The following is a 24,795-nucleotide window of genomic DNA, read 5'->3' on the forward strand; positions in this document are numbered from 1 at the left end:
GGTGGCCTCGTTCAGTACGATGGAGATGACGGGAGGTCCGCCATTCCCCTTGCCCTGCATCGAGCTACCGTCATCATGCTGCCAGACTCCCTGCCGGCCGCCGAACTCAGCGCCCTGCTCGCCCAGCTCTACCAGGGCCCGACCGAAGCCGTGCCCTGGGCCGGCTTCCTGGAAAGCGCACGCCAGCGCCTTGACGCCGTCTTCGTCACGCTGGTGCTGCGCCACCCCGCGACGGACCGCCCTGGCCTGATCGTCAATGCCTCCGGTTACGGCCCGCACCTGCCGGGCGAACCTTCGTACAGCGAGCAGTACTACGCGCTGTGCCCCTTCCTCGCGCTCCATCCCGACCGCCTCTTCAGCGCCGACGAACTGTTCGGCGAAGCGGGCTGGCTGGCGCACCCATTCTATGCACAGTACCTGCAGCCGCTCGGCCTGCGCTATATCCTGGCGGCCAACCTGGTCACGCCGGACGGCGTGGAATGCGCGCTGTTCATCAGCCGCGGCGATGCGGGCCAGGACTTCGGCCAGGCCGAAAAGACGCTGCTGCAGGCGCTGCTGCCGCACCTGAAGCGCGCGGTCGACCTGCATGCCGCGCTGGACGTGCTGCAATCCGAGCGCGCCCTGTACGCGGAAGCCGTGGACCGGCTACTGGTCGGAACCATCATCCTGGACGAGCACGGCAAGGCGATCCGCAGCAACGACGTTGCCGCGCGCCTGCTGCAGGCGCGCGATGGTCTCTACCTGTCCGACAACACCCTGCATGCGCATTGCCCGGTGGAGAACCGCAAGTTCCGCAAGATCCTGGAAGGCGCGGCGCAAGCCCACGCGGCGGCCGCGCACCGCAGCGAGGTCACTACCCTGAACCGGCCCGGTGCGGCCACGCCGCTGAGTGTGCTGGTGCGGCCGATTCCGCTCAGCTATCGCAGCGAAGACAGGGCGCTGCGGCCTGCGGTGGCGGTATTCATCCGCGATCCGGCTGGCTCTCCGCGCAATACGCACGCCAGCCTGCGCAAGCTCTATCAGCTGACGCCAACCGAAATCGAACTCGCCTTGCTGATGGTCGACGGGCTGACGCTGGAGGAAGCGGCTGCGCGGCTGGGCGTGAAGAAGAATACGGTGCGGGCGCACCTGAGGGGGATCTTCGCCAAGACCGGGGCGACGCGGCAGGCGGTGCTGGTGAAGATGCTGCTTTCCAGCGTGGTGGGGATGGGGTGATCCCTGCGGCGCCGGTTTCCCAATCCCGCCATCGGTAGGACGCCTACGGCTGCGCTGCGCGCACTCGGTAAAAAAACCGAGGGAACGGAAGCACCAGCATCTGCGCCGATGATGCCCCCGACCAACCGACTACTGAGCCGCGCAGCAGCCGAAGGCGATGATGCGATAACGCGGGCAGTGTCGAGCCACGGACAGGTTCGGGGCTGGTTCAATCATTGCCGGAGAGCCTGCAGGCGGACGCGCTCCACGCGGCAGGCAGCCGGGCAGGCTCTGAAGCGAATACCCGTACGAAATTCTCCGCACGCTACGATCAATATTCGCCCGTTAGGGCAAGTAAACGCGTTTCTTGGTTACTTCTTGTCGCTTGGACAAGAAGTAACTCGCCGGCTACGCCGGCGAAACAGCGGCGCCTGCCAAGCACGACACCCCGCAATTCGCCAAACAACCAAAAAAAAAGCCGACCCCAACCACTGGCCGACACCAAGCTCACAGCAGCTGGAGACTCGCTGAGCATGCTGTCACTGTGCCCCGTCACTGCGTCGCCGGCGTCGTCCGCGCGGACTCGTCCGTTCGGGGTATGCGGGGGCACCGCCCTCGGCCCTAGTGTTGAGATTCCTCAAATAACTGCACGAAGGAGACACAATGGCCAAACCCGAAAACCTGGTGACTTCGATCACCGTAGAGATCGATGCACCGCCATCTGTGGTCTGGGAGGTACTGACGGATTTCCCATGCTACGCGGCATGGAACACGTTCTGCCCGGGCCTGGAAACCACCGGCCGCCTCGGCGACATGGTCCACATGCAGGTCCGCATTCCCGGCACCGATCAGATCATCCCGGTCAATGAGTACCTGATCGCCTGGGAGCCCGAACGCCTTCTGTCCTGGGAACAACGTCCCACCGAAGGCAACAAGGACGCCGCGCGGCGCGACCAGTATGTCGAGGCGATCGATCAGAACCGTACCCGCTACTTCACCACCGACCTGTTCCTCGGCCTGAACGCGGAAACCATCATGCGCGAGCACGGCAGCTGGGTGAAGCAGGGCTTTGATCAAGTAGCCCGGGACGTCAAGGCACGCGCCGAAGCCCTCCACATGCAGCGCCAGGCCGCTCAGCGCTGAGCGCAAGCCGGACTAACATCACGCGCCCGTCATTGCGACGGGCGTTGGCTCAATACCAGCAACGCCGCTACGCCACGGCTACGCGCGCAGGCATCGTCGCAGTCATCGGGCGCCACGCGGGACAGTGCCATGCCGGCAACGGGGGCGTCATCCTGGCCGCTATTTGCATAGATGAACCCACCGCCGGCGACGAACACCCAGGCCGCGCCAGCACCGGACACCACCGCAGCCACGCCGCCCACAAAACGATATCCGAGCCGCTTCATCGCTGTCTCCCCACGCCCTTTCCGGCTTCAAGGTCCATGACAGCATCGTAGGTGCCGCCGGCCCGTAGCACTTCGTCCGAGCGGACTAAGGAGTGTCCCGAATGCGTGCGGCGCTGGCCGGCGGGAAAGATGCACCGTGTTGCATACCCGCTCCCAGATAAAGCGCAGCCAGCACCGGCGCCGCGCCCGACAAACCCGCTGGCGTCAGCTGCATGGCGTGCGCACTCAGCAGGCCCCACAGATGCGCCACCAGCAGCCCCGCCATCGCGGGTTCGGGCAGCAGGTCCGCAAGGGTGCCGCGCAGCGTGTCGATGCCAGTCAACACGCGGCTTCGCAACGGACACAGCTCGCACTCGGTGCAGCATTTGTGCTGCAGCAAGGCTGCCAGCAGGCTGACATGGCGCGCGATGGCGTCGCCATCGAGCAGTGCGGCCAGCGCCGGCTCCAGCGCGCGTGGCCGGGCACGGGCCCCATCGGCCAGCGGCGCCAGCCGCGCGGAAAAATCGGCTTCCGCGCACGACAGCAGCGCCCCCAGCAGCGCGGTGCGCGAGCGGAAATGGGCGTAAACCGCACCGCGCGTCATGCCGATGGCGCGGGCGACGTCTTCAAGCGTGACGCAGTGTAGCCCGCGCTGGCGCATCAGCTGCTGCGCGCTGTCGAGAATGCGCGCGCGCGTGGCCACGGCATCGTCGCGGGTTCGCCGGACCATCGGCGGGCTCGCGGCAGCGCTTTACAGGAAATGCACGTCGTCCGGCCCCCAGTGGGCGCGCATGCTCTGGAAGCGCCCGTCGGCGGCGAACGACATGACGTCAGTCACGTCGATGCGTGCCGGCTTGCCTTCCATCTCCACGTGGACCGAGAAGGTCAGCGCGCCCGCATTGGCGTGCGAACCGCGCGGCGGCGCCACCACGTCCAGGCGCGCGCCCAGTGAAGTGGTGTGCCGGTAGAAGGCCAGGATGGCAGCCTTGCCAACGATCGGCTGCGCGCCGACCGGGTCTTCCACCGTGGCATCGTCGGCGTAGAGCGCGGCGACGCCCTCGGCATCGCCGGCATTGAAGCGCTCGGCATAGGCAAGCAGCATGGCTTTCATCGCGGCGCTATCAGGCATGGCGTTCTCCTTGTCCATCAGCGTGCGGTGTAGCCGCCGTCGATCACCAGCTCGGCGCCGGTCACGTAGCGTCCGGCGTCGGACACCAGGTACAGGATGCCGGCCGCGATGTCGCGCGGCTGGCCAACCTTGCCGATCGGCGTGAGGCCACCGAGGTAGTCGAACAGCGCCTCACCCTGCCCCGATTGCTGCGCCACGTGTTCGAGCATCGGCGTGCGGATATAGCCGGGATGGATGGAATTCGCACGAATGCCCCTGGCCGCGTAGAGCATGGCATCGGTCTTTGCCATCATCCGGACAGCGGCCTTGGACGCATGGTAAGGCGGCACGTCCGGCCCGGCGGCGATGCCGTACATCGACGACACGTTGACGATGGCGCCGCTGCCGGCGCGTTCCATGTGCGCGATGGCGTGCTTGGTGCACAGGAACGTGCCGGTCACGTTCACCGCCATCACCTGCTGCCATTGCTCCAGCGTCACTTCGTGCGTGGGCGAGTTGGTGCCTTCGATGCCGGCGTTGTTGACCAGGATGCCAAGCCCGCCGAAGCGCGCCGCGACCTCGCCGAGCACGCGGGCCACTTCGCTTTCGCTGGTGACATCGAGCTTCCAGAACGCGGCCTCGCCGCCCGCGGCGCAGATCGCTTCGGCAGTGGCCTTGCCATCCGCTTCCAGCACATCGAGCACGGCAACCTTCGCGCCGGCCGCCGCGAGCACGCGCGCGGTCTCGGCGCCGATGCCGCGCGCGGCACCCGTGATGGCGGCCACTTTGCCGCGCAGGTCGAACAGGCTGTACGGGAATTCCATGGTGTCTCCTATCGTATTGTTGGTGGTGTGCGGGCGCGCCAATTATGCCGCGCGCAGCTGCGCAGTGTCGGCCAGGAAGCCGAGACACTCGCGATTGAAATAGTCCGCATGCTCGACCATCACCCAGTGGCCGCAACGGTTGATCATGACAAAGCGGGCATCCGCACAGCCGCTCAGGAATTTCATCGCGCCGGCGGCTGGATTGAACTGGTCCTCCGTGCCCCAGAAGCCAAGCACCGGGCAGCGGATCTCGCCCAGCCGCGCCGTCAGGTTGGGCACCTTCATGGTGGCCAGCACCTCGCGCGGTTGCTCGCGGCACACCGCCATGCGTTCGTCGACCAGCGCGTCGGTGACCAGGCTCGCGTCGTGCACCAGCAACTGCAGCAACTGTCGCATGGTGTCGGGGTTCATGTGGCCGCCGGTGAACAGCGACACCATGCGCTGGATGCCTTCCATCTGAAAATAGGTCTCGCGCTCTTCCACGCCGCCCGGAGCCATCATCACCAGGCGGCTGACATGCTCGGGGAAATCCAGCGCGTACTGCAGAGCGATGGCGCCGCCAAGGGAATTGCCGACCAGCACGCAGCGCGGCAGTTCAAGTGCCAGCAATTGCTCGCGCAGCGCGGCCACGAAGAAATCCAGCGTGTATTCGACGTCATCCGGCTTGGACGACTGTCCATACCCGGGCAGGTCCACCACCACCGCGCGGAAGCCCGCCTGCACGAATGCCGGTGCGTTATGGCGGAAGTTGCTGTGGCCGCTCGCCCCCGGCCCGCTGCCATGGATAAAGACCACCGGTTCCCCGCTGCCCGTGTCGAGGCAGTGCAGCCGCAGGCCCGCCGACGTCGTGACGAAGCGCCCGAGCGGCAGGTTGGGATGCAGGGAGGATGGCGTTTGCTGTGACGTAGCGGGCATAAGGGCGTCTCCGGTGTGGTTGCTGCGATATTGCGCAGCCCCGGCCCGGCAGGCATCGTTCATTCGGACTAAGAAGCGCACGGCCACTTCTCCTACGATGGGCGCTCCATGCATCAGGGGGAACCCATGACAGGATTCGACTACACCGGCCAGACCGTGCTGGTCACCGGCGGCCTGCGCGGCATCGGCCGCGCCATCAGCGAAGCCTTCCTGCGCGCCGGCGCGCAAGTCTTCATTTGCGGACGCACCGCGCCCACGGGCGATAGCGAGTTGCCGCAAGCAGACGGCCGCACCGCCTGCTTCATCGCCGCCGACATCCGCGACAGCGAACAAGCCGACGCCTTGCTCGCGCAAATCGCCGGGCACAGCCCGACGCTCGATGTGGTGGTCCACAATGCCGGCGGCTCGCCTTACGCGCTGGTTGCCGATGCCTCGCCACGGCTGCTGGAATCGGTGATCCGGCTCAACCTGGTGGCGCCTTTGCAGCTCGCGCAGCGTGCCAATGCGCGCATGCAGCAGCAGTCGGCCGGCGGCACGCAGCTGTTCGTGGGCAGCGTCAGCGCGCTGCGCCCGTCGCCTGGCACGGCCGCCTATGGCGCCGCCAAGGCCGGCATCCTCAACGCGGTGCGCACGCTCGCCGTGGAATGGGCGCCGAAGGTGCGCGTGGCGGCGGTCAGCCCGGGGATGGTGCTGACGGAGACCTCGCGGCAACAGCACTACGGCGATCCCGAGGCGCTGCGCGCGATGGCCGCCACGGTGCCGCTGGGCCGGCTTGCACAGCCCGACGATATCGCCAACGCCTGCCTGTTCCTGGCCTCGCCACAGGCTTCTTACGTCAGCGGCGCCAATCTCGTGCTCGACGGCGGCGGCGAACGTCCGGCCTTCCTCGACGCCGCGTCGCTCAATCGCGGTTGAACTGATTCCCGTAGGGAAATCGCCTAGTCCATTCTGCCGATTTGTGCATGCCCCCCGCTCTCTACGCTTGCGGCCAGATGCGCGCCATTCGAAGTGCCAGGCCATGAACCACCACCAAAACCAAGGGGAGACCACCATGCACCACACACCAAGCGGCCCGATCAAACGCCGCAGCAAGCTACGGCCGATCGCCGCCGCGGCGGCGCTGGCGACGCTGCTCGCACCCGCCGCCCGCGCTGGCGAGACCATCGATCTCGGCCACGACACCACGCTCGACTACAGCGTGACCGCGTCCTACGGCGCGGCGGTACGCACGGGCCACCAAAGCAACACGCTGCTGAGCCCCGCCAATATCAACGGCGACGACGGCGACCGCAACTTCAAGCGCGGCGACATGACCGCGAACCGCGTCTCGCTGCTGGGGGAGGCGCATGTCAAGCATGACGCCTTCGGTGCGCTGGTGCGCGGCAGCGTGTTCTACGACTGGGCCTACAGCGGCACCAACTCGAACAACGCGCCGTTCACCGTCAACCACAGCGGTCCGTTCAACGAGTTCACCGGGTCGGCGCGCGACTATCACGAGCAACGCGCGCAGCTGCTCGACGCCTATGTCTACGGCACCACGCCGGTCGGCGATTCGCAATTGAGCTTCAAGCTGGGCAACCAGGTGGTGGCATGGGGCGAGAGCCTGTTCTTCGCCAACATCGCCGGTGCGCAGGGGCCCGCCGATGCCACCAAGGCCTTCGTGCCGGGCGCGGAGGTCAAGGACATCCTGCTGCCGGTGCCGCAGGCGTCGCTGCAGTTGCAGGTCACGCCGTCGTTCAGCGTGATGGGCTATTACCAGTTCACCTACAAGGCGAACCAGCTTTCCGCACCGGGCAGCTACTTCAGCACCAGCGACGTGGTCGGCCCGGGCGCGGAGTTCATCATCGGTCCCGGCTTCAATATCCCGCGCGGCCCGGACATCAGTCCGTCGAACTGGGGGCAATGGGGTATCGGCACGCGCTTCCGCGTGTTCGAAGACACCGAGATCGGCCTGTACCAGCTGCGCTATCACGACAAGAACCCGAGTGTCGTGACCTCGCTGTTCCCCTCGCTGCAGTACCAGCAGAAGTACTTCAGCGGCATCAACCTGACCGGCGCCAGCTTCTCCACGCAAGTGCTGGGCGCCAATATCGCCGGTGAAATCAGCTACAAGGACGGCATCCCGATGCTGGTCGACGTAGCCGGCTCGCCCACCGCGTCGCCGGGCCGGGCGCTGCAGGGGCAGCTCTCGGCGATCTACTCGATCGGCCCGACCTTCCTGGCCAACTCGCAGTCGCTGGTCGGTGAAATCGCCTACCTGCACGTGCTGGGCGTCGATTCGGTGATGGGCTACAGCCAGTTGACCAACACGCGCAATTCGGCGGCGTTCCAGGTCGGCTGGTCGCTGACCTACAACAACGTGTTCGATGGCTGGGACATGACGGTGCCGCTCACCTATGCGCAGCAGTTCAGCGGCAGGTCCGCCGTGGCCGGCGCCTTCGGCACGCTGATGGGCTATGGCGACAAGCGCGCCAGCGTAGGCGTGACCTTCAAGTACCTGAACAACCTGGAACTCAATCTCACCTACGCCGCGTTCATCGGCGGGGCGAGCATTGTCAACCGTCCGCTGGCTGACCGCGACTACGTGGCCTTCAACGCCAAGTACTCGTTCTGACGCACGCATCACCCAATGGTGCCGCGGCACATCACCACGTGTCGCCGCGGCACCGCTATCCGATTCTTCCCGCCATGAATGCCGACCTGATCTCCACGCTCAGCAACGAACTCCACCAGGCACTCGTCGCGCGCACGCCGGTACCGCCCCTGAGCGGCCGCGGCCTGACGCTGGATGTGCGCGACGCCTATCGCATCCAGCAGGGCTTTGTCGCGCACCGGCTCGCGGCCGGTGACCGCATTACCGGCAAGAAGATCGGCGTGACCAGCGAGGTGGTGCAGAAGATGCTGGACGTGCACCAGCCCGACTTCGGCATCCTGCTGCATAGCATGCACTACGCCGCGGGCCAGCCCATCCCCACGGACACGCTGATCCAGCCGCGCGCCGAAGGCGAAATCGCCTTCTTCCTGCGGCGCGACCTGCGCGGCCCGGGCGTGACCCGCGACGACGTGCTCGATGCGACCGAATCGGTGGCAGCGTGCTTCGAGATCGTCGACTCGCGCGTCCGCGACTGGAACATCCGCATCGAGGACACCGTGGCCGACAACGCGTCGTGCGGCGTCTACGTGCTCGGCGACGAGCGCGTCAGCCCGCAGGCGCTGGACCTGGCTGCGTGCGAGATGGTGCTGGAAAAGAACGGCGAATGCGTGGCCACGGGCCAGGGCAGCGCCGCGCTGGGCCATCCCGCCGACGCGGTGGCGTGGCTCGCCAACACGCTAGGCAGCTTCGGCATCCCGCTGTTGGCAGGCGAGACCATCCTGTCGGGTTCGCTCGCGGCCCTGATCCCCGTGCAGGCCGGCGACAAGCTGTCCATGCGGATCAGCGGCATCGGCGCCTGCAGCGCCGTGTTCTGCTGACTTTCTGATTCCCTCTACTTGCGACGCGAGACACCATGAACAAGATCCGATGCGCCCTGATCGGGCCCGGCAATATCGGCACCGACCTGCTTTACAAGCTGCGCCGCAGCGAAGTCCTGGAACCCGTGTGGATGGTCGGCGTGGACGCCACGTCCGAAGGCCTCGCGCGCGCCCGCGAGCTTGGCCTGAAGACCACCAGCGATGGCATCGACGGGCTGCTGCCGCATCTTGAAGCCGACGATATCCGCATCGCCTTCGATGCCACCTCCGCCTACGTCCATGCCGAACACTCGGCCAAGCTGACCGCGCGCGGCGTGCGCGTCATCGACCTGACGCCCGCCGCGATCGGTCCGTTCTGCGTGCCGCCCGTCAACCTTGACGCGCATATCGGCAGCAACGAGATGAACGTCAACATGGTCACGTGCGGCGGCCAGGCCACTATCCCCATGGTGTATGCCGTGTCGCGCGTGCAGCCGGTGGCCTATGGCGAGATCGTGGCGACGGTGTCGTCGCGCTCGGTCGGGCCTGGCACGCGCCGCAATATCGACGAATTCACGCGCACCACCGCGGGCGCGATCGAGGCCGTGGGCGGCGCGCGGCAGGGCAAGGCCATCATCGTGATCAACCCGGCCGAGCCGCCGCTGATCATGCGCGACACCATCCACTGCCTGACCGACGATGCGCCCGACGTCGCCGCCATCACCGCGTCGGTGCACGACATGATTGCCGAAGTGCGCAAGTACGTGCCCGGCTATACGCTGAAGAACGGCCCGGTGTTCGACGGCAAGCGCGTGTCGATCTTTCTGGAAGTGGAAGGCCTGGGCGACTACCTGCCGAAGTACGCCGGCAACCTCGACATCATGACCGCCTCCGCGGCCCGCACCGCCGAGTGCATTGCCGTCGCAATGCTGGCCGGCAGCCCTGAAACCACCACCGCCTGAGGAGCCACGCCATGGGCCAACGCATCACCCTGCACGACATGACCCTGCGCGACGGCATGCACCCGAAGCGCCACCAGATCTCGCTGGAACAGATGAAGGGCATCGCCCGCGGCCTGGACGCCGCCGGCGTGCCGCTGATCGAGGTGACTCACGGCGACGGCCTTGGCGGCGCCTCGGTCAACTACGGCTTTCCCGCGCACAGCGATGAAGACTACCTGCGCGCGGTGCTGGGCGAACTGAAGCAGGCGCGCGTCTCGGCGCTGCTGCTGCCGGGCATCGGCACTGTCGACCACCTGCGCATGGCGCATGAAATCGGCGTGCATACCATCCGCGTCGCCACCCACTGCACCGAGGCGGACGTGTCGGAGCAGCATATCGGCATGGCGCGCAAGCTCGGCATGGACACCGTCGGCTTCCTGATGATGGCCCATATGGCGCCGGCCCGGACGCTGGTGCAGCAGGCGCTGCTGATGGAAAGCTACGGCGCCAACTGCCTGTACATCACCGACTCGGCCGGCCACATGCTGCCGCACGACGTCACGGAAAAGCTGACCGCCGTGCGCCAGGCGCTGCGACCCGAGACCGAACTGGGCTTCCATGGCCACCATAACCTCGCCATGGGCGTGGCCAATTCGCTGGCCGCGATTGCATGCGGCGCGAACCGCATCGACGCCGCGGCGGCAGGGCTGGGCGCCGGTGCCGGCAACACGCCGATGGAAGTGCTGGTGGCGGTCTGCGAGCGCATGGGCATCGAGACCGGCGTGGACGTGTTCCGCATTGCCGACGTGGCCGAGGACCTGGTCGTGCCGATCATGGACCACCCGATCCGCATCGACCGCGACGCGCTTACGCTCGGCTATGCCGGCGTGTATTCATCCTTCCTGCTGTTCGCAAAGCGCGCCGAGGCGAAGTACCGCATTCCCGCGCGCGAGATCCTGGTCGAGTTGGGCCGCCAGCGGCTGGTGGGCGGCCAGGAGGACATGATCGAAGACACGGCCATCACGCTGGCGCGCGCACGCGGCCTGCCGGTGTCGTAGGCGCGGCAAGGCCAACTGCCCGGCGGCCATGCGGCGCCGGGCACAGACGTTCCACGTATCCGAGACGAAGAAGAACAGGAGACCCCTTCCATGCCCAGACTTTCCACGCCTCTGCTGTCCATCGCCGCCGCGGCACTGGCCGCCGCTGCCGGCCCCGCGCACGCGCTCAATGTGCTGCTGACCAATGACGACGGCTGCGCGGCGCCCGGCATCGGCGCGGTGCGCAAGGCCTTGCAGGATGCCGGACATCGCGTCATCACGGTCGGCCCGGCCAGCAACCAGAGCGGCTCCGGCGCCGCGTACGCCGTGCCAGACGGCAGCACCCGGCTGGTCGTGGCACCGCTTGCCGCCAGCGCCGATACCTTCTGCGTGCACCGCGTCAAGCCCGGCTATGCCGCGGGTAGCCCGCTCAATGCCGCCAACCCGAACTACATTGGCAGCGGCTCGCCCGTGGACGCCACGGCGATGGGGCTGAAGATCGTCGGGCCGGAGCAGCGCTTCGTGCCCGACCTGGTCGTTTCCGGCGCCAATTTCGGCGAGAACCTGTCGGACTCCATCCCGCACTCGGGGACGGTGATGAACGCGCTGTTCGCGGCACGGCGCGGCGTGCCCGCCATCGCGCTGAGCGTAGGCGTCGACTTCGCCGAGGCGCGAACGGGCTTCCCCGCCACGCTGGCCGCGTTCCCGAAGGCCGGCGCGTTCCTCGTGCGCGTGATCGCGAGCCTCGAAGCTGGCCGCGCGCCGGGCCAGCCGCTGCTGCCGGCGGCGCAGCCGCTGAATATCAACTATCCCGTGATCGGCAGGCAGCAGCCGGCGGGCGTGCGAATGACCGTGGCGGGCACGGTGGACTCATTCACCACGGCGTACCAGCGCAACCCGGACGGCACGGTATCGATCGGCGTCGGCGCACCGGACAGCGAACCGAATGCCCTCGCGCACATCGCCGAAACCCCGGCGTTCCTGGCCGGATACATCACGATCTCGCCGCTTGAAGTGGATTTCCGGCCCTCGGCCGAGGCGCGCGAGCGGTTCAGGCATACGCATCGCGGGCTGGCCGGCCTGGCACCTTAAGCCAGGACGCCATCGTCTGTCGCCGAACATCACCTTGCACTAATGCGTATGGCGATGATGCACGTCCGGATAGTGCGGATGCTTGTGGACCATCGCCTTATGCTCGTGCCAGTGCCTATGGGGCTCCTTGCCGTCCCACGGGAAATCGTGTTCATGCTGATGATGCTCGTCGTGCCGGTGCGAGTGGCTGTGCGCCAGTGGCTCGTGGGCATGCTCATGTTCGTGCCGCTCACGCAGATGCAGCCACACGCCCAGTGCCATCAACGCCGCAGCCAACCAAAACGCCAAGCCTGGCACTTCGGGCCAGACCACAAATGAAATCAGGACCCCAAACAAGGGGGCAACGGAGAAGTACGCCCCGGTTCGAGCCGTGCCCAGCACACGTAGTCCAATCACGAACAGGGCAAGACTCACACCGTATCCGGCGAATCCGACAAGCAGCGCCTGCGCTAACGTACTGGCCGGTGGAAGTACCGCCCCGTGCGTGAGGGCAAGCCCGGTATTGCACAACCCCGCAACAAGGCCCTTCAGGCATGCAATGAGGAGTGCATCGTTGCTGGACACCTTGCGGGTGAGGTTGTTGTCAATCGCCCAGCAAAGGCAAGCACCCACGATCAACAACGCCCCGGACGAGATCTGCACGCTACCTGGCTGCCACGAAAGCAGCAAGCCACCGGCCACGATGGCGACCATCCCAAGGACGATCTGGCGATCCGCGTTTTCCTTGAACACCACCCAGGCGATAACCGCCGTGAACACGCCCTCGACATTCAGGAGCAGGGATGCGGAGGCTGCATTGGTTGAGACGAGTCCGGTCATCAGCAAGGCGGGCCCTGCAACACCTCCCGCAAGGATTGCTCCGACCAACCACGGTATTTCTCCCCGCGGAATACCGCTCCGATCGCTGCCCGGGTCTGGCGCTGTCCAGATCTTCCGGGCAGCAAGTACCAGCGCCAGCCCAAAGCCACTGCCAAGATAAAGCAGGCCTGCGAGCAGGAGCGGAGCTACGGAACCGGTGAGCGCCTTCGCGAGCGGTGTACTTGCCCCAAACAGCAAGGCGGCCAGCAAAGCGGGAGACGCAGTACGAATAGACATTGTCGGACCTGGCCAATGAACCGGTGGTTATGCTGCTGCGCTATATCAGACGCACGTCAGGGTGGTTTCAAGCCTTGCAGTCCCAGTACCGCATGCTATTCCGGATCCTCAGCGACCGGCGCCTTAGCACCATGCCACCAATGACCGGTAGCACGAACCCAGTCAAATCGGCGGCGGTAATGTGTCCTCCAAGGCACTGGAATTTGTAGAGATCTCTACAACGTTGAAGGAGCCGCTACGCCCAGCTAAGCTGAGCCCATGACTGCTGTCTCATCCATTCCCCAAGCCGCCTGGCTACTACTCGTCGTCAGTCTGCCGACCTCGGCCGCCACGCCGCGCATGCGGCTGTGGCGTGGCATCAAGTCGTTGGGCAGCGCGTCGTTGCGCGATGGTGCCTATCTTTTGCCCAACCTCCCGGGCCAGCGAGCCCAGCTACAAGCGCTGGCCGAGGACGCGGCCAGCGAGGACGGCAAAGTCTGGATGCTGTCCGTTCAAGCCGACGACGAACAGCAAGAAGCCGGGTATCGCGCACTGTTCGACCGGACAGCCGAATACGCGGCCTGGATGGCAGAGCTTTCCGGCGCCCGCGCGGCGTTGGGTCACGCGGACGAGGCGGAACTGCTGCGCATGGCTCGCCGGCACGGCCGTGGGTTCGACGCGATCCGCAAGATCGATTTTTTCCCCAACGAGTCTTCCGCCCGCGCCGAAGCGCAATGGCGCGATTTCAATGCGGCCATCGACATCTTGCTGTCCCCGGGTGAGCCGCATGGCGTGGCGGGCAGTATCCCGCGGCGTGACCCCACCCAGTATCAGGGCCGACGCTGGGGGACGCGGCGGCATCTCTGGGTAGACCGTGTCGCCTGCGCCTGGCTGATCCGGCGCTTTATCGATCCCCATGCCACGTTCGTCTGGCTCGAGGACATTCGCCAATGCCCGGAAGACCTGCTGGGGTTCGACTTCGACGGCGCCACCTTCACCCATATTGGCGACCGCGTTTCGTTTGAAGTCTTGCTGGCCAGCTTCGGACTCGACGAGGACAAAGGCCTGTCGCGCCTTGGCCAGATGATTCATGTGCTGGACATCGGCGGCACGCCGGTTGCGGAAGCGAGTGGCTTCGAGGCGATGCTGGCTGGCGCGCGCGAGCGCTTTCCTGATGACGATGCATTGCTGGACGAGGCCGGCCGTGTCCTCGACTCGCTGTACAGCCATTTTTCGAGCCCGCGCAAGCGCTAGGTCGTTACCCATCCAGCCTCTTCAGATTCCCCTTCAGACGACACCAGATGAATTCGCCCCAACCCTCTGATGCCTCCCCGGTCCATTCACCGCACGAACGCCCTGGATACACCTTGCGGCAACTGGTGATGTACTTCCTGCGACTCGGCACGTTGGGCTTCGGCGGTCCGGTTGCGCTCGCCGGCTATATGCACCGGGACCTGGTGGACGCGCGGCAGTGGATCACCGATGCCGACTACAAGGAAGGCCTCGCGCTGGCGCAATTGGCACCGGGCCCGCTGGCGGCCCAGTTGGCGATCTACCTTGGATATGTGCACTACCGCATCGTCGGCGCGACCCTCGTCGGCGTTGCCTTCGTACTGCCATCATTTCTGATGGTGCTGGCTCTCGGTTGGGCCTATGTGCGCTTCGGGGGCCTGACCTGGATGCAGTCAGTGTTCTATGGCGTGGGCGCGGCAGTGATCGGCATCATCGCGATCAGCGCTCACAAGCTGACCAGGAAGAGCGTGGGCAAGGACAAGCTGCTGTGGTTTATTTACCTGGTTCTCGTCGCAGTCACGGTCATTACCGAATCGGAGGTAGCCTGGCTGTTCGTCGCGGCAGGTGTTCTGGCCTGGTTCTGGCGCGCACCGCCCAAGTGGCTGCGTCAAGGCAAGCTCAATGCGCTGGCGGCAACGCCATTGCCGGCTGCAAGCGGCATGATGAGCACGGTGGACTGGCCGCTCTTGTCGCAGATTGGAGTGTTCTTTGCCAAGGCCGGCGCGTTCGTCTTCGGTTCGGGACTTGCCATCGTGCCCTTCCTGTACGGCGGTGTCGTCACCGAACACCACTGGCTGAACGACAAGCAGTTTGTGGACGCCGTGGCGGTGGCCATGATCACACCCGGCCCGGTCGTTATCACTGTCGGCTTCATCGGCTATCTGGTGGCTGGACTCCCTGGGGCGTGCGTGGCGGCAGCCGCGACATTTTTGCCCTGCTACCTCTTCACTGTCCTGCCTGCGCCGTACTTCAAGAAGTACGGCAAGCTGCCCGCCATTCTGGCATTCGTGGATGGCGTTACCGCTGCCGCCATCGGCGCCATTACCGGCGCGGTCATCGTGCTGGCCAAACGTTCGATCGTCGATATCCCGACCGCGCTGCTCGCGCTGGTGACCGTGGCCCTGCTGCTGAAGTTCAAGAAGCTGTCCGAGCCCATGATTGTTGCGGGAGCGGCCTTGATCGGCCTGGTGGCCTATCCGCTGCTGCATCACTGAGTCACAGGAGATCCTGAGGTGACATCCGTCTCGGTCGCCCGCTCGAAGCTCACCGGCCTTCTGCTTCCGCCAGGTATCGATACAAGCGTGATGCCGCTGCTCGTTGGACGGGCGCTGCGCGGCGTATGCGATGGATTCGTCGCTGTACTCTTGCCCGCATATCTGCTGGGTCTCGGCTTTGGCCAGCTTTCGGTCGGCCTGATCAGCAGTGCCACGCTGATCGGCTCGGCGCTCGCAACCATCTTGGTCGGAGTCATCGGGAGCCGCTTTCCGCTACGTCGCCTGCTGACACTGGCGGCAGTCCTCATGGCAATCACCGGGGTGGGCTTTGCCAGTCTGTCGTCACTCTGGCCACTGTTGATCGTAGCCTTCATCGGTACCCTGAACCCGAGCTCGGGGGATGTCAGCGTGTTCTTGCCGCTCGAACACGCTCGCCTGGCCGAGGCGGCGACCCCGGATGCGCGTACGGCGCTGTTTGCGCGCTACAGCCTTGTTGGCGCCTTCTCCGCTGCCATCGGTGCCTTGGCCGCGGCCCTGCCCGCGTGGATCTCCGTGCATGCCGGTCTGTCGATGATGGCTGCCATGCGACTGATGTTCGTCGCCTATGCCTCTACCGGCGTAGCACTCTGGGCGCTTTATACGAGACTGCCCCAGCAGCGTCCGCAGGCATCGTCGGCGACAACCCCCTTGGGGCCGTCGCGTCGCATTGTCATCCACCTGGCAATGTTGTTCAGCGTGGATGCGTTCGCAGGCGGCCTGGTCGTCAACGCCTTGCTGTCACTTTGGCTGATGCAACGCTTCGGGCTGTCTCCCGCCGCAGCGGGCCAGTTCTTCTTCTGGGCGGGGTTGCTGACAACAGCCTCTCAGCTCATTGCCGTGCCGCTGGCAAGAAGGATCGGCTTGTTGAACACCATGGTGTTCACGCACATCCCTTCCAGTGCTTTCCTGATTGCCGCAGCCTTCGCGCCGTCATTGATGCTGACCTTGACGCTGTTGCTGATGCGTAGTGCGTTGTCGCAAATGGATGTGCCGACCCGGACGGCGTTCGTCATGGCAGTAGTCACGCCGGCCGAACGCACTGCGGCCGCCAGTTTGACAGCGGTTCCCAGAAGCCTCGCCGCCGCAGTCGGCCCGGTTCTTGCGGGAGGCTTGATGGCGATGGGCTGGACCGGGGCGCCATTGCTGGCCTGTGGTGTGTTGAAGATTGGCTACGACCTTGCCATGTTGCACGCCTTCAGGCGTGTCAAGCCACTCAATTGAGCCCCTCGGCGCGGGGTATGGAGGTGCCTTCTGCATCTCTTGAAATTGCCTTTTTCTCTTGCTATTTTTATTTCCGCTCAGGCAGTCGCGACTTCGCGCTGCGTGTTTCTGTTTGTTTGCCAGCAATGGGGCAGGTGAATGGGAGCGCGTAATGCCCCTTCCTCCTCGCTGGCATCGATAGGAGGATACGACCATGACTGACGCATTCTTTGGATCCGACCTCTTCGGTGACCTCGATCGCTTGCAAAGGCAGATGTCGGGGCTGTTCGGGGGGTTTCCCTCCAGCATCCGCGCCGGGCGTTTCGGCGCCTTTCCTGCGATCAATATCGGGGCAACGGACGACTCCATCGAGATCGTCGCGTTCGCACCCGGCGTCAAGCAGGAGGACTTTGAGGTCTCTATCGACAGAGGGCTGCTGACGATCAGCGGCGAGCGGCATTCCGTTTGGTCCGACGACCTGCCGGATTCGCGACGGTACGCTCAGGAACGTTTTGTTGGTGCGTTCCGAAGGGTGATTGAATTGCCCGACGGCGCTGATCCCGACAAGGTACAGGCGCGATATGCCAATGGTTGTCTTTCCGTAAGCGTGGGCAAACGCGAGGCATCGAAGCCGCGTGCCATCGCTGTGCAATAGTGCGAAGGAGACTGCCATGAACGATACCACCCAAGTCGCCGAACGCAACGACAGTGCGTTGGCTCAACGTCAAGAAAACAAAGCTGCGCGGACAGTGACGCTCGTGCCCGCAGTGGACATCGTCGAGGATACAAACGGCGTGACCTTGTGGGCCGATCTGCCGGGCGTGAGTCATGACAAGCTGGAGGTCAGCGTCCACGACAGCAACCTCCATATTGCTGCGGAAGCCGTCGTGCCAATGCCCTCCGGATTGCGCGTGCAGTACGCGGAAATCAGCCAGCCTCACTTCGCGCGTTCCTTCTCCCTGAGTCCGGATCTGGATGGCACACAGATCAGCGCGCAGTTGCAAGACGGGGTGCTGAAGCTGACCATCCCGCGTCGCGAGGAAGCGCGACCGCGGCGCATTGCGATCAACGTGACGTAAGCAGACATGGTGTCGACCAGGACGTCTCACCGGGCGCCCTGGTCGGCCCGGGCATATCTCGGCCTATTACATGAGCAGAGGTCATCATGGAGTTCGATACCGACTGGATAACTTTGGGTCCCCATCGCGTTCGGCTGCGCTGCGTGCGTGGTTTTCCGACTGAAAAGATGCGGACCATCGCTGAGCTGTCGCGCATCGCCATCGAGCACAATATGAGTGCTGCAGCGCGACTGTTGGAGGTCGTCGATGACCGTTCAAATTCCTATTCCATCAATATTGGCACGACCTTTCCAAAAGACACGGCTGCGGCACCACATCTGGAAGTGGCGCTCGCCACCGTGCTCGGGCTAAAAGCGGACCAGATCAGCCTGGACGTCACGGTGGTCAGCCAGACCGAAGTGGATCTCCACTTTGGCGTGTACGAACGGATGCTGGCCGAGAAGATCGGAATCGTTCCTCAAATTCAGTGAAGCACTATCAAGCGACTGATGCGGGGTTGGCGGCGACCTGCCTCCCTCCCCTCCTCATCAAACGAATTTCACGTTCGCCATGGTGATTTCGCATACTGCCGTTTGCACCCGGCACTGGCGGGCAAAACTGATGAATTCAACGCCCTCGGACTCTTTTCAGCAAAGTGGTGCTCCGCGTGTCGAACCGGCCTTCGTCAGGCTGACGGAAACGATGGCAAGTTCGAAGTTGGCGGTCAAGAACCCTTACTTTCGAACTGCCAAATTGCCAGCGCGTAGCCAGCGGGTGATCATCATTGTCCGACCGACTTCGCTGACGTTCTGCATATGAGTGCAATCCTGAAGGGCATCAAGGTGCTCGACCTGACCCGCGTCGTCGCTGGCCCATGGGCCACGCAGAACCTCGCCGACATGGGTGCCACCGTCTACAAGATCGAAAAACCCGGCGACGGCGACGACACGCGCCGCATGGGTCCCTTCCTCACGGACACCAACGGCAACGAGACGAACGACTCCGCCTTCTTCCTCTGCTGCAACCGCGGCAAGCAGTCTGTCACCGTGGACATCTCCCGACCCGAAGGCGCAGACCTGGTGCGCCGGCTGGCGGCGCGTTGCGACGTGGTGGTGGAGAATTACAAAGCCGGAAGCCTGAAGAAATACGGGCTAGACTACGCCAGCATTCGCGCGCTGCGTCCGGACATCATCTATTGCTCCGTCACTGGCTTCGGCCCCGATGGGCCGTACGCGCCCCGCCCCGCCTATGACTTCATCCTGCAAGGCATGGCCGGCCTGATGAGCACCTGCGGCCAACCTGACGGCACGCCCGGCGCGGCGCCTATGCGCACCGCGATTCCGCTTACCGATATCCTCACTGGCTTGTACGCGTCAGTGGCGCTGTTGGGCGCGCTTTACCATCGTCAAGCCACCGGCGAGGGCCAGTACCTCGACGCCGCCATGCTCGACGCCGCCGTGGCCGCCAACGGTCATCTCGCGCTCGGCTACCACATGACCGGCAAGGTACCGCAGCGAGCGGGCAACACGAACCCGGTGGCATCACCGTCGGAGGTGTTCGCCTGCCGCGACGGCCACCTCATCATCGCCGCCGGCAACAATGGGCAGTTCGCGGCGCTGTGCCGCGTGGTAGGTTGCGAGGAACTGATCTGCGATCAGCGCTTCCTGCAGAACATGGACCGCGTCCGCAATCGTCCTGCTCTGCGCGAGGCGCTCACCGCGCACCTGAGCAACTGGAATGCGGCGGACCTGATCCGCACGCTCGAAGCGGCCGGCGTGCCGTGTGGCCGGATCAACAGCGTCGATGAAGTTTTCGAGGATCCCCAGGTAAAGCACCGCGGCCTCCTGGTTCGGCTGCCACATGCGAGCGGCACGGACGCACCCACGCTGCGGAGCCCGCTGCGCTTCTCTGCCACGCCCGTGACCATGACGGCCCCGCCGCAACTTGGCCAGCACACCGAGACCGCGCTGTGCGCCGAGCTGGGAATGACTCCGGCCGATGTGCGCGCGTACCGCGAGCAAGGACTGATCTGATAACGAACGGGCCGCGGCCCGTTCTTCATTGAATCAAACTGCGAAGCAACGCATCAATCCAGCTTCACTCCCGCCTTCTGGACCACCCCGGCCCAGCGCACGAATTCCTCTTTGATGAACGCCTGGAACTGCTCAGGCCTGCCTCCGACCGGGTCGATGCCGTAGTCAATCAGCTTCGCCCGAACGTCCGGCGCATGCACCACCGCGTCGAGTTCCGCCGACAGCTTGTTCAGGATGGCAGGCGGCGTCTTCGACGGGGCCAGCACGCCGATCCAGCTACCGGGCATGATGTTTGGGTAGCCTGCCTCGGCCATGGTTGGCACGTCGGGCGCGGCGGGCCAGCGTTTCGGGTTGGTGATGGCGAGGGCGCGGACTTTGCCTGCCTTGGCCAGTGGGATCATGGTCTGGACGGAGTCGAAGATCACGGCGATCTGGCCAGAAAACAGGTCTGTCAGCGCCGGAGAGATTCCCTTGTAGGGCACGTGGGTCATCGCCACGCCCGTGCCTTGGGCGAACAGTTCACCTGCGAGGTGTGCCCCGGAGCCGCTGCCGCTGGAGGCAAACGTCATCTTGTCCGGATTGGCCTTGCCCCACGCCACCAGTTCCTTGACTGACTTAGGCGGCAATTGCGCGCTCGACACCATCAGCAAAGGAATGCGGCCGATCTCGCTGACGCCCGTCAGATCCTTGATCGGGTCGTATTTCATATTGGGGTACAGACTCGGATTGATGACGTGCGCTGCCACCACGACCAGCAGCGAGTACCCATCAGGCGCGGACTTGGCGACGTTGTCCGAGCCGAGCATGCTGTTGGCGCCGGGACGGTTCTCGACCACCACCGGCTGGCCGATGCGCTCGGAAAGCTTGTGCATGACGAGTCGCGTCACGGTGTCGGACACACCTCCCGGAGTGTACGGGACCACTACGCGCACCGGACGCGCCGGGAAACCCGCCGCAGCATTGTCCAGCGCCAGCACAGGCAAGCCGGGCAGTGCGCTGCCTGCGAACACGGTGGCCTGGATGAGCCGCCGCAGCGCGATGCGTCGGCGCGATCCGCGTTGCGAATCTATATCGTGTGGGTCTTTCATCTCCGTCAGTCTCCTTTCTTTGCTGATGGTGTCTTTTTCAGGTTCAGTCGTTCGCCCACGCCTGCGGCACGGACAGCGGCAAGTCCAGCAGCATCTGCGCAAAACTCTTTCCGAGCGGGTCGGAGCGCAGGCTCGCCACGCCACCGCCGCCAAGTGCGCCGTGCATGAGGAAGTTCAGCGCCCGCAGGCCCGGCACCTCGAATCGTTCCACGTCACCGGTTACCAGATGGGCGAAATACTCGCGCACGGCGGCTGGCGTCAGTTGTTCGCGCAGCAGGGGCAGATATTCCGGCTTGCGCGCGATCACGCCGATGTTCTCGTCGTCTCCCTTGTCGCCGCTGCGGGCGTAGGCGAGCGACACGAGCGGCCGTTGCACGCGCGGGCCAGATGGCACCGCCGTGGCTGGCGGCATGTCGACCGGTTCCGGGGCAGATGGCTTGCCCACTTCGGCCGCCACCGGCAGCACGATGCGGCGGTCGCCTATCTCGACGACCATCGGCACACGGTCCTTCGGCACAAGGAAGGAAAACACCTTGACCACGGGCTGGATATCGACACGGCCCGAGAACGAGGAACGCGTGCCCGCCGCCATCGACGTGCCGGCCGACGCGCATTCACGTTGCAGGAAGGCAAGCGCCTTTGCCTGCGCGTGGCGGGCGCCGATGCGCAGAACGACCTCGCGCGTGGGCAGCGCGCGGGCGTGGGGGCCGTAGTGCGACTCGCAGCCGAGCAGTTCCACCACCGTCTCGCTGTAGTCGCCCATGCCTCGCTCGACCAGCATGTTGCGCGTGCGGGCAAGAAGCGCCTCGGCGGTGCGGCGAGCCTTGACAGGGGCATCGATGCCCCGGATTGCCATCATCAGGCTGATCTGGTAGCCGTCCTGCCACGTGGCGTTGCCCTTGTAGTGCGATCCCGGCGTACGCCCCCGGGCGCCATGCACGCGCACCCGGCCGTCGCCGATGGCTTCGGTACGTACCTGCCGGAAGTCGCAGGTGACATCGGGCATCAGGTAGTTGGCGGGGTCGCCCACTTCGTAGAGGATCTGCTCCGCCACGGCAGCGGGGTCAATCAGGCCGCCGGTGTGGTCGGGCTTCGATAAGACGAAGCTGCCGTCGTCGGCGCAGTCGATCACCGGGTAGCCGATGCGGTCCCAGTCGGGCACGCGCTGCCAATCGGTGAACAACCCGCCCGTCGCCTGCGCGCCGCACTCGATCAGGTGGCCGGCGAGCGTGCCAGCGGCGAGGCGGTCCCAGTCGTTCCAGCCCCAGCCAAACTCGTGCGCGAGCGCACCGACCACCACGGCGCTGTCAACGCAGCGGCCGGCGATGACAATGTCGGCCCCGCTGTCGAGTGCGCGCGCGATGCCCTGCGCTCCGGTGTAGACGTTGGCCGACCACGGCTCGGTGGTGGGCACGGGATTGCCGTCGATCTGCGTCAGGCCCGACACGCACCAGCCGGCGAAGTCGTGCTCGACGTCGTCACCGCTGACGACGGCAATGCGCGGCGAAAGGCGGTGCTGCGCGGCGATCTTCAGCAACGCATCGCGGCAGGCATGCGGGTTCAGGCCACCGGCATTGGCGATAACACGGATGCCCCTTTTCATGATCTCGGGCAGGTGCGGGCCGACCGCAACGTTGACGAAGTCGGTTGCGTAGCCCAGCGACGAGTCCTTGGCGCGGGCACGCGCCAAAAGCGACATCGTGGTTTCAGCGAGGTAGTCGTAGACGAGATATTGCAGACCCGGCACGGTCAGCAACTGGGGCGTCGCGACGGCCGAATCGCCCCAGAAGCCGCTGGCGCCGCCGATGCGGACTGTCCTGGTGGGGAGTGTGGTGCTCATGCCGTGCCCTCCCCTGTCGCTTCGGCTTCCACGCGCGCCAGCACCGCTCCGGCGCTGGCCTGTCCGCCGACGCGCGCCGGCAGTTCCGCCACCACGCCGGCGAATGGTGCGGCGAGTGTGTGTTCCATCTTCATGGCTTCGAGGATGACCAGCGGCTGGCCGGCCTCGACGCGGTCGCCTTCGGCCACGTTGACGGCGACGATGCGCGCGGTCAGCGGTGCAGTCAGCACCCCGCTGGCCTCGCCGCCGATGTCGCGGCGACGCGGATCATGGCGGGCGAAGCGCCATGCGCGGCCGTCCTGGAAGAGGTGCAGCGCCTGCTCGTCCGTCGCGTGGACGACGGGCCACGCGACGCCCTCGCATTCGATGAGGGCTGTGCCTTCGCCGGCATCGGTGCGCAGGATGCGGACGCGCTGGGCGGGCGCGCCGGTTTCACCGCGCGGGTTGACGATGACGTCCCAGCCGCGCTTCAAGGCACGCAGGCTTGCCTCCCATGACTTTCCGTCGGCGTGCAGCACGATCGTCGACGCGGCGCGCGACAGTGCGGCAGGCTCGGATTGCGCCAGCAGCTCCGACGCAACCATCGCCGCCGCTGTCAGCACATGACGCGGCGGCTCGGCCGGCTGCAGCGCGGCCTGCATGTGGGTGTCGACAAAGCCGGTGTGGACATCGTTGCCGGCGAACGCTTCGCTGGCAAGACACGCCGCCAGGAACGGCTGGTTGGTCGGTACACCCAGCAGCACGCAGTCTTCCACGGCACGCTGAAGCTTGCGGCGCGCCTCCTCGCGCGTGCGGCCGTGGGCGACCAGCTTGGCAATCATGGAATCGTAGTGCGTGGGGATGTCACCGCCCGCTTCGAGCGCATGGTCGACACGCACATCCCGCCCGGCATGCGGCACGCGCCAGCGCAGCACCGAACCGCCTTGCGGCAGGAAGCCCGCGGGGACGTCCTCTGCCGTCAGCCTCACTTCGATGGCGTGGCCGGCAAGCTTCACGTCGTCTTGCGTGACAGGCAGCGGCTCGCCGGCCGCGACGCGCAGTTGCCAGTCCACCAGGTCGAAGCCGGTGATGGCTTCGGTCACCGCGTGCTCGACCTGCAGCCGGGTGTTCATCTCCATGAAGTAGAAGTTGCCGTCGGCGTCGAGCAGAAACTCCATCGTGCCGGCGCCGACGTAACCGATTGCGCGAGCCGCGCGCACGGCGGCGTCGCCCATGCGGGCGCGCAGGGCCGGCGACACGGCCGGCGACGGCGCTTCCTCGATCACCTTCTGGTGGCGGCGCTGCACCGAGCAGTCGCGCTCGCCGAGGTGGATCACGTTGCCGCGCGTGTCGGCGAAGACCTGGATCTCGACGTGGCGCGGAGTAATGACGGCGCGTTCGAGAATCAGTTCGTCGGAGCCGAAAGCGGCAGCGGCCTCGGAACGAGCGCTGGCGAGGGCGGCGGGCAAGGCGGCGGCGTCGCGCACGAGGCGCATGCCGCGGCCGCCGCCGCCGGCTGCCGCTTTGACCATCAGCGGAAAGCCGATGCGCGCGGCTTGGGCGAGCAGCGTGGCGTCGTCCTGCTCGCTGCCCTGGTAGCCGGGCACACAAGGCATGTCGGCAGCGAGCATCAGTCGCTTGGCCTCGGCCTTGTTACCCATGGCGCGAATGGCATTCGCGGGCGGACCGACGAAGACAAGGCCGGCGCCTGTCACGGCTTCGGCAAACGCGGCGTTTTCAGCGAGAAAGCCGTAGCCGGGGTGAATCGCGTCGGCGCCAGCCGACTTCGCAGCGTCGAGGATGGCGGGGATGTTCAGGTACGACTCGCGCGGCGCGGCGGCGCCGATGCAGACGGCGCGGTCGGCGAAGGCCACGTGCGGACTGTGGCGGTCCGCTTGGGAATAGACGGCGACGGTGGCCAAACCGAGTTTGCGAGCGGAGCGCATGATGCGCACGGCAATCTCACCGCGGTTGGCGACGAGCAGTGTGTGGAAGGGGCGACTGGGTGCTGACATGGGAAGTTCTCTG

Annotated in this window: 24 protein-coding genes; 15 read left to right on the forward strand and 9 right to left on the reverse strand. The window is 65.7% G+C overall.

Features of this window, described 5'->3' with window-relative positions; all coding sequences use genetic code 11:
- Window positions 1-75: 75 nt before the first annotated feature.
- Together AC3FKH_RS18995 and AC3FKH_RS19000 are read left to right on the forward strand one after the other, a co-directional pair.
- Entirely contained in the window at window positions 76-1,215 is a 1,140-nt protein-coding gene (locus AC3FKH_RS18995; protein WP_488677380.1) for a helix-turn-helix transcriptional regulator, read from the forward strand.
- Between the two features lie 642 nt (window positions 1,216-1,857).
- A complete protein-coding gene (locus AC3FKH_RS19000; RefSeq protein WP_488677381.1) occupies window positions 1,858-2,337 on the forward strand; it encodes an SRPBCC domain-containing protein in 480 nt (159 codons plus the stop codon).
- A gap of 29 nt (window positions 2,338-2,366) precedes the next feature.
- Here AC3FKH_RS19000 and AC3FKH_RS19005 read toward each other — a convergent pair whose 3' ends face one another.
- From AC3FKH_RS19005 to AC3FKH_RS19025, 5 genes are all read right to left on the reverse strand, one after another.
- Complete coding sequence (locus AC3FKH_RS19005) at window positions 2,367-2,603, reverse strand: hypothetical protein (RefSeq protein WP_488677382.1); 237 nt, start codon at window positions 2,601-2,603, stop codon at window positions 2,367-2,369.
- A gap of 85 nt (window positions 2,604-2,688) precedes the next feature.
- Window positions 2,689-3,312 (reverse strand): TetR family transcriptional regulator, encoded by a 624-nt coding sequence (locus AC3FKH_RS19010; protein WP_488677383.1) that lies wholly within the window; start codon window positions 3,310-3,312, stop codon window positions 2,689-2,691.
- A 21-nt stretch (window positions 3,313-3,333) separates the two neighbouring features.
- On the reverse strand, window positions 3,334-3,711 hold the full coding sequence (locus tag AC3FKH_RS19015) for a nuclear transport factor 2 family protein (RefSeq protein WP_488677384.1): 378 nt from the start codon (window positions 3,709-3,711) through the stop codon (window positions 3,334-3,336).
- Window positions 3,712-3,728: 17 nt separating this feature from the next.
- Window positions 3,729-4,514 carry an SDR family NAD(P)-dependent oxidoreductase gene (locus tag AC3FKH_RS19020; protein ID WP_488677385.1) on the reverse strand — a complete coding sequence of 262 codons (786 nt, stop codon included), beginning with the start codon at window positions 4,512-4,514 and terminating at the stop codon, window positions 3,729-3,731.
- Between the two features lie 42 nt (window positions 4,515-4,556).
- The gene (locus tag AC3FKH_RS19025) at window positions 4,557-5,429 is read right to left on the reverse strand and encodes an alpha/beta fold hydrolase (RefSeq protein WP_488677386.1); all 873 of its coding nucleotides are present in this window, start codon (window positions 5,427-5,429) and stop codon (window positions 4,557-4,559) included.
- 126 nt (window positions 5,430-5,555) lie between these two features.
- Between AC3FKH_RS19025 and AC3FKH_RS19030 the strand changes: the two genes are divergently transcribed.
- The 6 genes from AC3FKH_RS19030 (at window position 5,556) to surE (ending at window position 11,949) form a co-directional block, all read left to right on the forward strand.
- Window positions 5,556-6,344 carry an SDR family oxidoreductase gene (locus AC3FKH_RS19030; RefSeq protein ID WP_488677387.1) on the forward strand — a complete coding sequence of 263 codons (789 nt, stop codon included), beginning with the start codon at window positions 5,556-5,558 and terminating at the stop codon, window positions 6,342-6,344.
- Window positions 6,345-6,480: 136 nt separating this feature from the next.
- Window positions 6,481-8,043 (forward strand): DUF1302 domain-containing protein, encoded by a 1,563-nt coding sequence (locus AC3FKH_RS19035; protein WP_488677388.1) that lies wholly within the window; start codon window positions 6,481-6,483, stop codon window positions 8,041-8,043.
- 74 nt (window positions 8,044-8,117) lie between these two features.
- Window positions 8,118-8,900 (forward strand): 2-oxopent-4-enoate hydratase, encoded by a 783-nt coding sequence (gene dmpE / locus AC3FKH_RS19040; protein ID WP_488677389.1) that lies wholly within the window; start codon window positions 8,118-8,120, stop codon window positions 8,898-8,900.
- A gap of 35 nt (window positions 8,901-8,935) precedes the next feature.
- On the forward strand, window positions 8,936-9,841 hold the full coding sequence (locus AC3FKH_RS19045; protein ID WP_488677390.1) for an acetaldehyde dehydrogenase (acetylating): 906 nt from the start codon (window positions 8,936-8,938) through the stop codon (window positions 9,839-9,841).
- A gap of 11 nt (window positions 9,842-9,852) precedes the next feature.
- On the forward strand, window positions 9,853-10,878 hold the full coding sequence (gene dmpG / locus AC3FKH_RS19050; protein ID WP_488677391.1) for a 4-hydroxy-2-oxovalerate aldolase: 1,026 nt from the start codon (window positions 9,853-9,855) through the stop codon (window positions 10,876-10,878).
- Window positions 10,879-10,968: 90 nt separating this feature from the next.
- Window positions 10,969-11,949, forward strand: coding sequence for a 5'/3'-nucleotidase SurE (surE, locus tag AC3FKH_RS19055; protein WP_488677392.1), 981 nt, complete (start codon window positions 10,969-10,971; stop codon window positions 11,947-11,949).
- 39 nt (window positions 11,950-11,988) lie between these two features.
- On the opposite strand, the gene AC3FKH_RS19060 is transcribed toward surE, so the two are convergent.
- Complete coding sequence (locus AC3FKH_RS19060; RefSeq protein WP_488677393.1) at window positions 11,989-13,044, reverse strand: DMT family transporter; 1,056 nt, start codon at window positions 13,042-13,044, stop codon at window positions 11,989-11,991.
- A 258-nt stretch (window positions 13,045-13,302) separates the two neighbouring features.
- On the opposite strand from AC3FKH_RS19060, the gene AC3FKH_RS19065 reads away from it, so the two are divergent.
- From AC3FKH_RS19065 to AC3FKH_RS19095, 7 genes are all read left to right on the forward strand, one after another.
- Window positions 13,303-14,277 carry a chromate resistance protein ChrB domain-containing protein gene (locus AC3FKH_RS19065; RefSeq protein ID WP_488677394.1) on the forward strand — a complete coding sequence of 325 codons (975 nt, stop codon included), beginning with the start codon at window positions 13,303-13,305 and terminating at the stop codon, window positions 14,275-14,277.
- A gap of 47 nt (window positions 14,278-14,324) precedes the next feature.
- A complete protein-coding gene (locus tag AC3FKH_RS19070) occupies window positions 14,325-15,530 on the forward strand; it encodes a chromate transporter (RefSeq protein WP_488677395.1) in 1,206 nt (401 codons plus the stop codon).
- A 90-nt stretch (window positions 15,531-15,620) separates the two neighbouring features.
- Complete coding sequence (locus AC3FKH_RS19075) at window positions 15,621-16,790, forward strand: MFS transporter (RefSeq protein ID WP_488677514.1); 1,170 nt, start codon at window positions 15,621-15,623, stop codon at window positions 16,788-16,790.
- Between the two features lie 193 nt (window positions 16,791-16,983).
- A complete protein-coding gene (locus tag AC3FKH_RS19080) occupies window positions 16,984-17,424 on the forward strand; it encodes an Hsp20/alpha crystallin family protein (RefSeq protein ID WP_488677396.1) in 441 nt (146 codons plus the stop codon).
- Between the two features lie 16 nt (window positions 17,425-17,440).
- Window positions 17,441-17,848, forward strand: a complete 408-nt coding sequence (locus AC3FKH_RS19085) for an Hsp20/alpha crystallin family protein (RefSeq protein ID WP_488677397.1) — start codon at window positions 17,441-17,443, stop codon at window positions 17,846-17,848.
- 86 nt (window positions 17,849-17,934) lie between these two features.
- Window positions 17,935-18,318: a hypothetical protein gene (locus AC3FKH_RS19090; RefSeq protein ID WP_488677398.1), complete on the forward strand. Its 384-nt coding sequence runs from the start codon at window positions 17,935-17,937 to the stop codon at window positions 18,316-18,318.
- A gap of 324 nt (window positions 18,319-18,642) precedes the next feature.
- A complete protein-coding gene (locus AC3FKH_RS19095; RefSeq protein WP_488677399.1) occupies window positions 18,643-19,860 on the forward strand; it encodes a CaiB/BaiF CoA transferase family protein in 1,218 nt (405 codons plus the stop codon).
- 53 nt (window positions 19,861-19,913) lie between these two features.
- Here the strand turns inward: AC3FKH_RS19095 and AC3FKH_RS19100 are convergent, their stop codons facing one another.
- The 3 genes from AC3FKH_RS19100 to AC3FKH_RS19110 are packed head-to-tail and all read right to left on the reverse strand — an operon-like array spanning window position 19,914 to window position 24,782.
- Window positions 19,914-20,948, reverse strand: a complete 1,035-nt coding sequence (locus AC3FKH_RS19100) for a Bug family tripartite tricarboxylate transporter substrate binding protein (RefSeq protein ID WP_488677400.1) — start codon at window positions 20,946-20,948, stop codon at window positions 19,914-19,916.
- 43 nt (window positions 20,949-20,991) lie between these two features.
- Window positions 20,992-22,788: an acyclic terpene utilization AtuA family protein gene (locus AC3FKH_RS19105; RefSeq protein WP_488677401.1), complete on the reverse strand. Its 1,797-nt coding sequence runs from the start codon at window positions 22,786-22,788 to the stop codon at window positions 20,992-20,994.
- Window positions 22,785-24,782: an acetyl/propionyl/methylcrotonyl-CoA carboxylase subunit alpha gene (locus AC3FKH_RS19110; protein WP_488677402.1), complete on the reverse strand. Its 1,998-nt coding sequence runs from the start codon at window positions 24,780-24,782 to the stop codon at window positions 22,785-22,787. Before AC3FKH_RS19110 ends, AC3FKH_RS19105 begins: the two co-directional genes overlap by 4 nt.
- Between the last annotated feature and the right edge of the window lie 13 nt (window positions 24,783-24,795).

It is taken from the genome of Cupriavidus sp. 21MJTG02-4 (genome assembly GCF_057798975.1).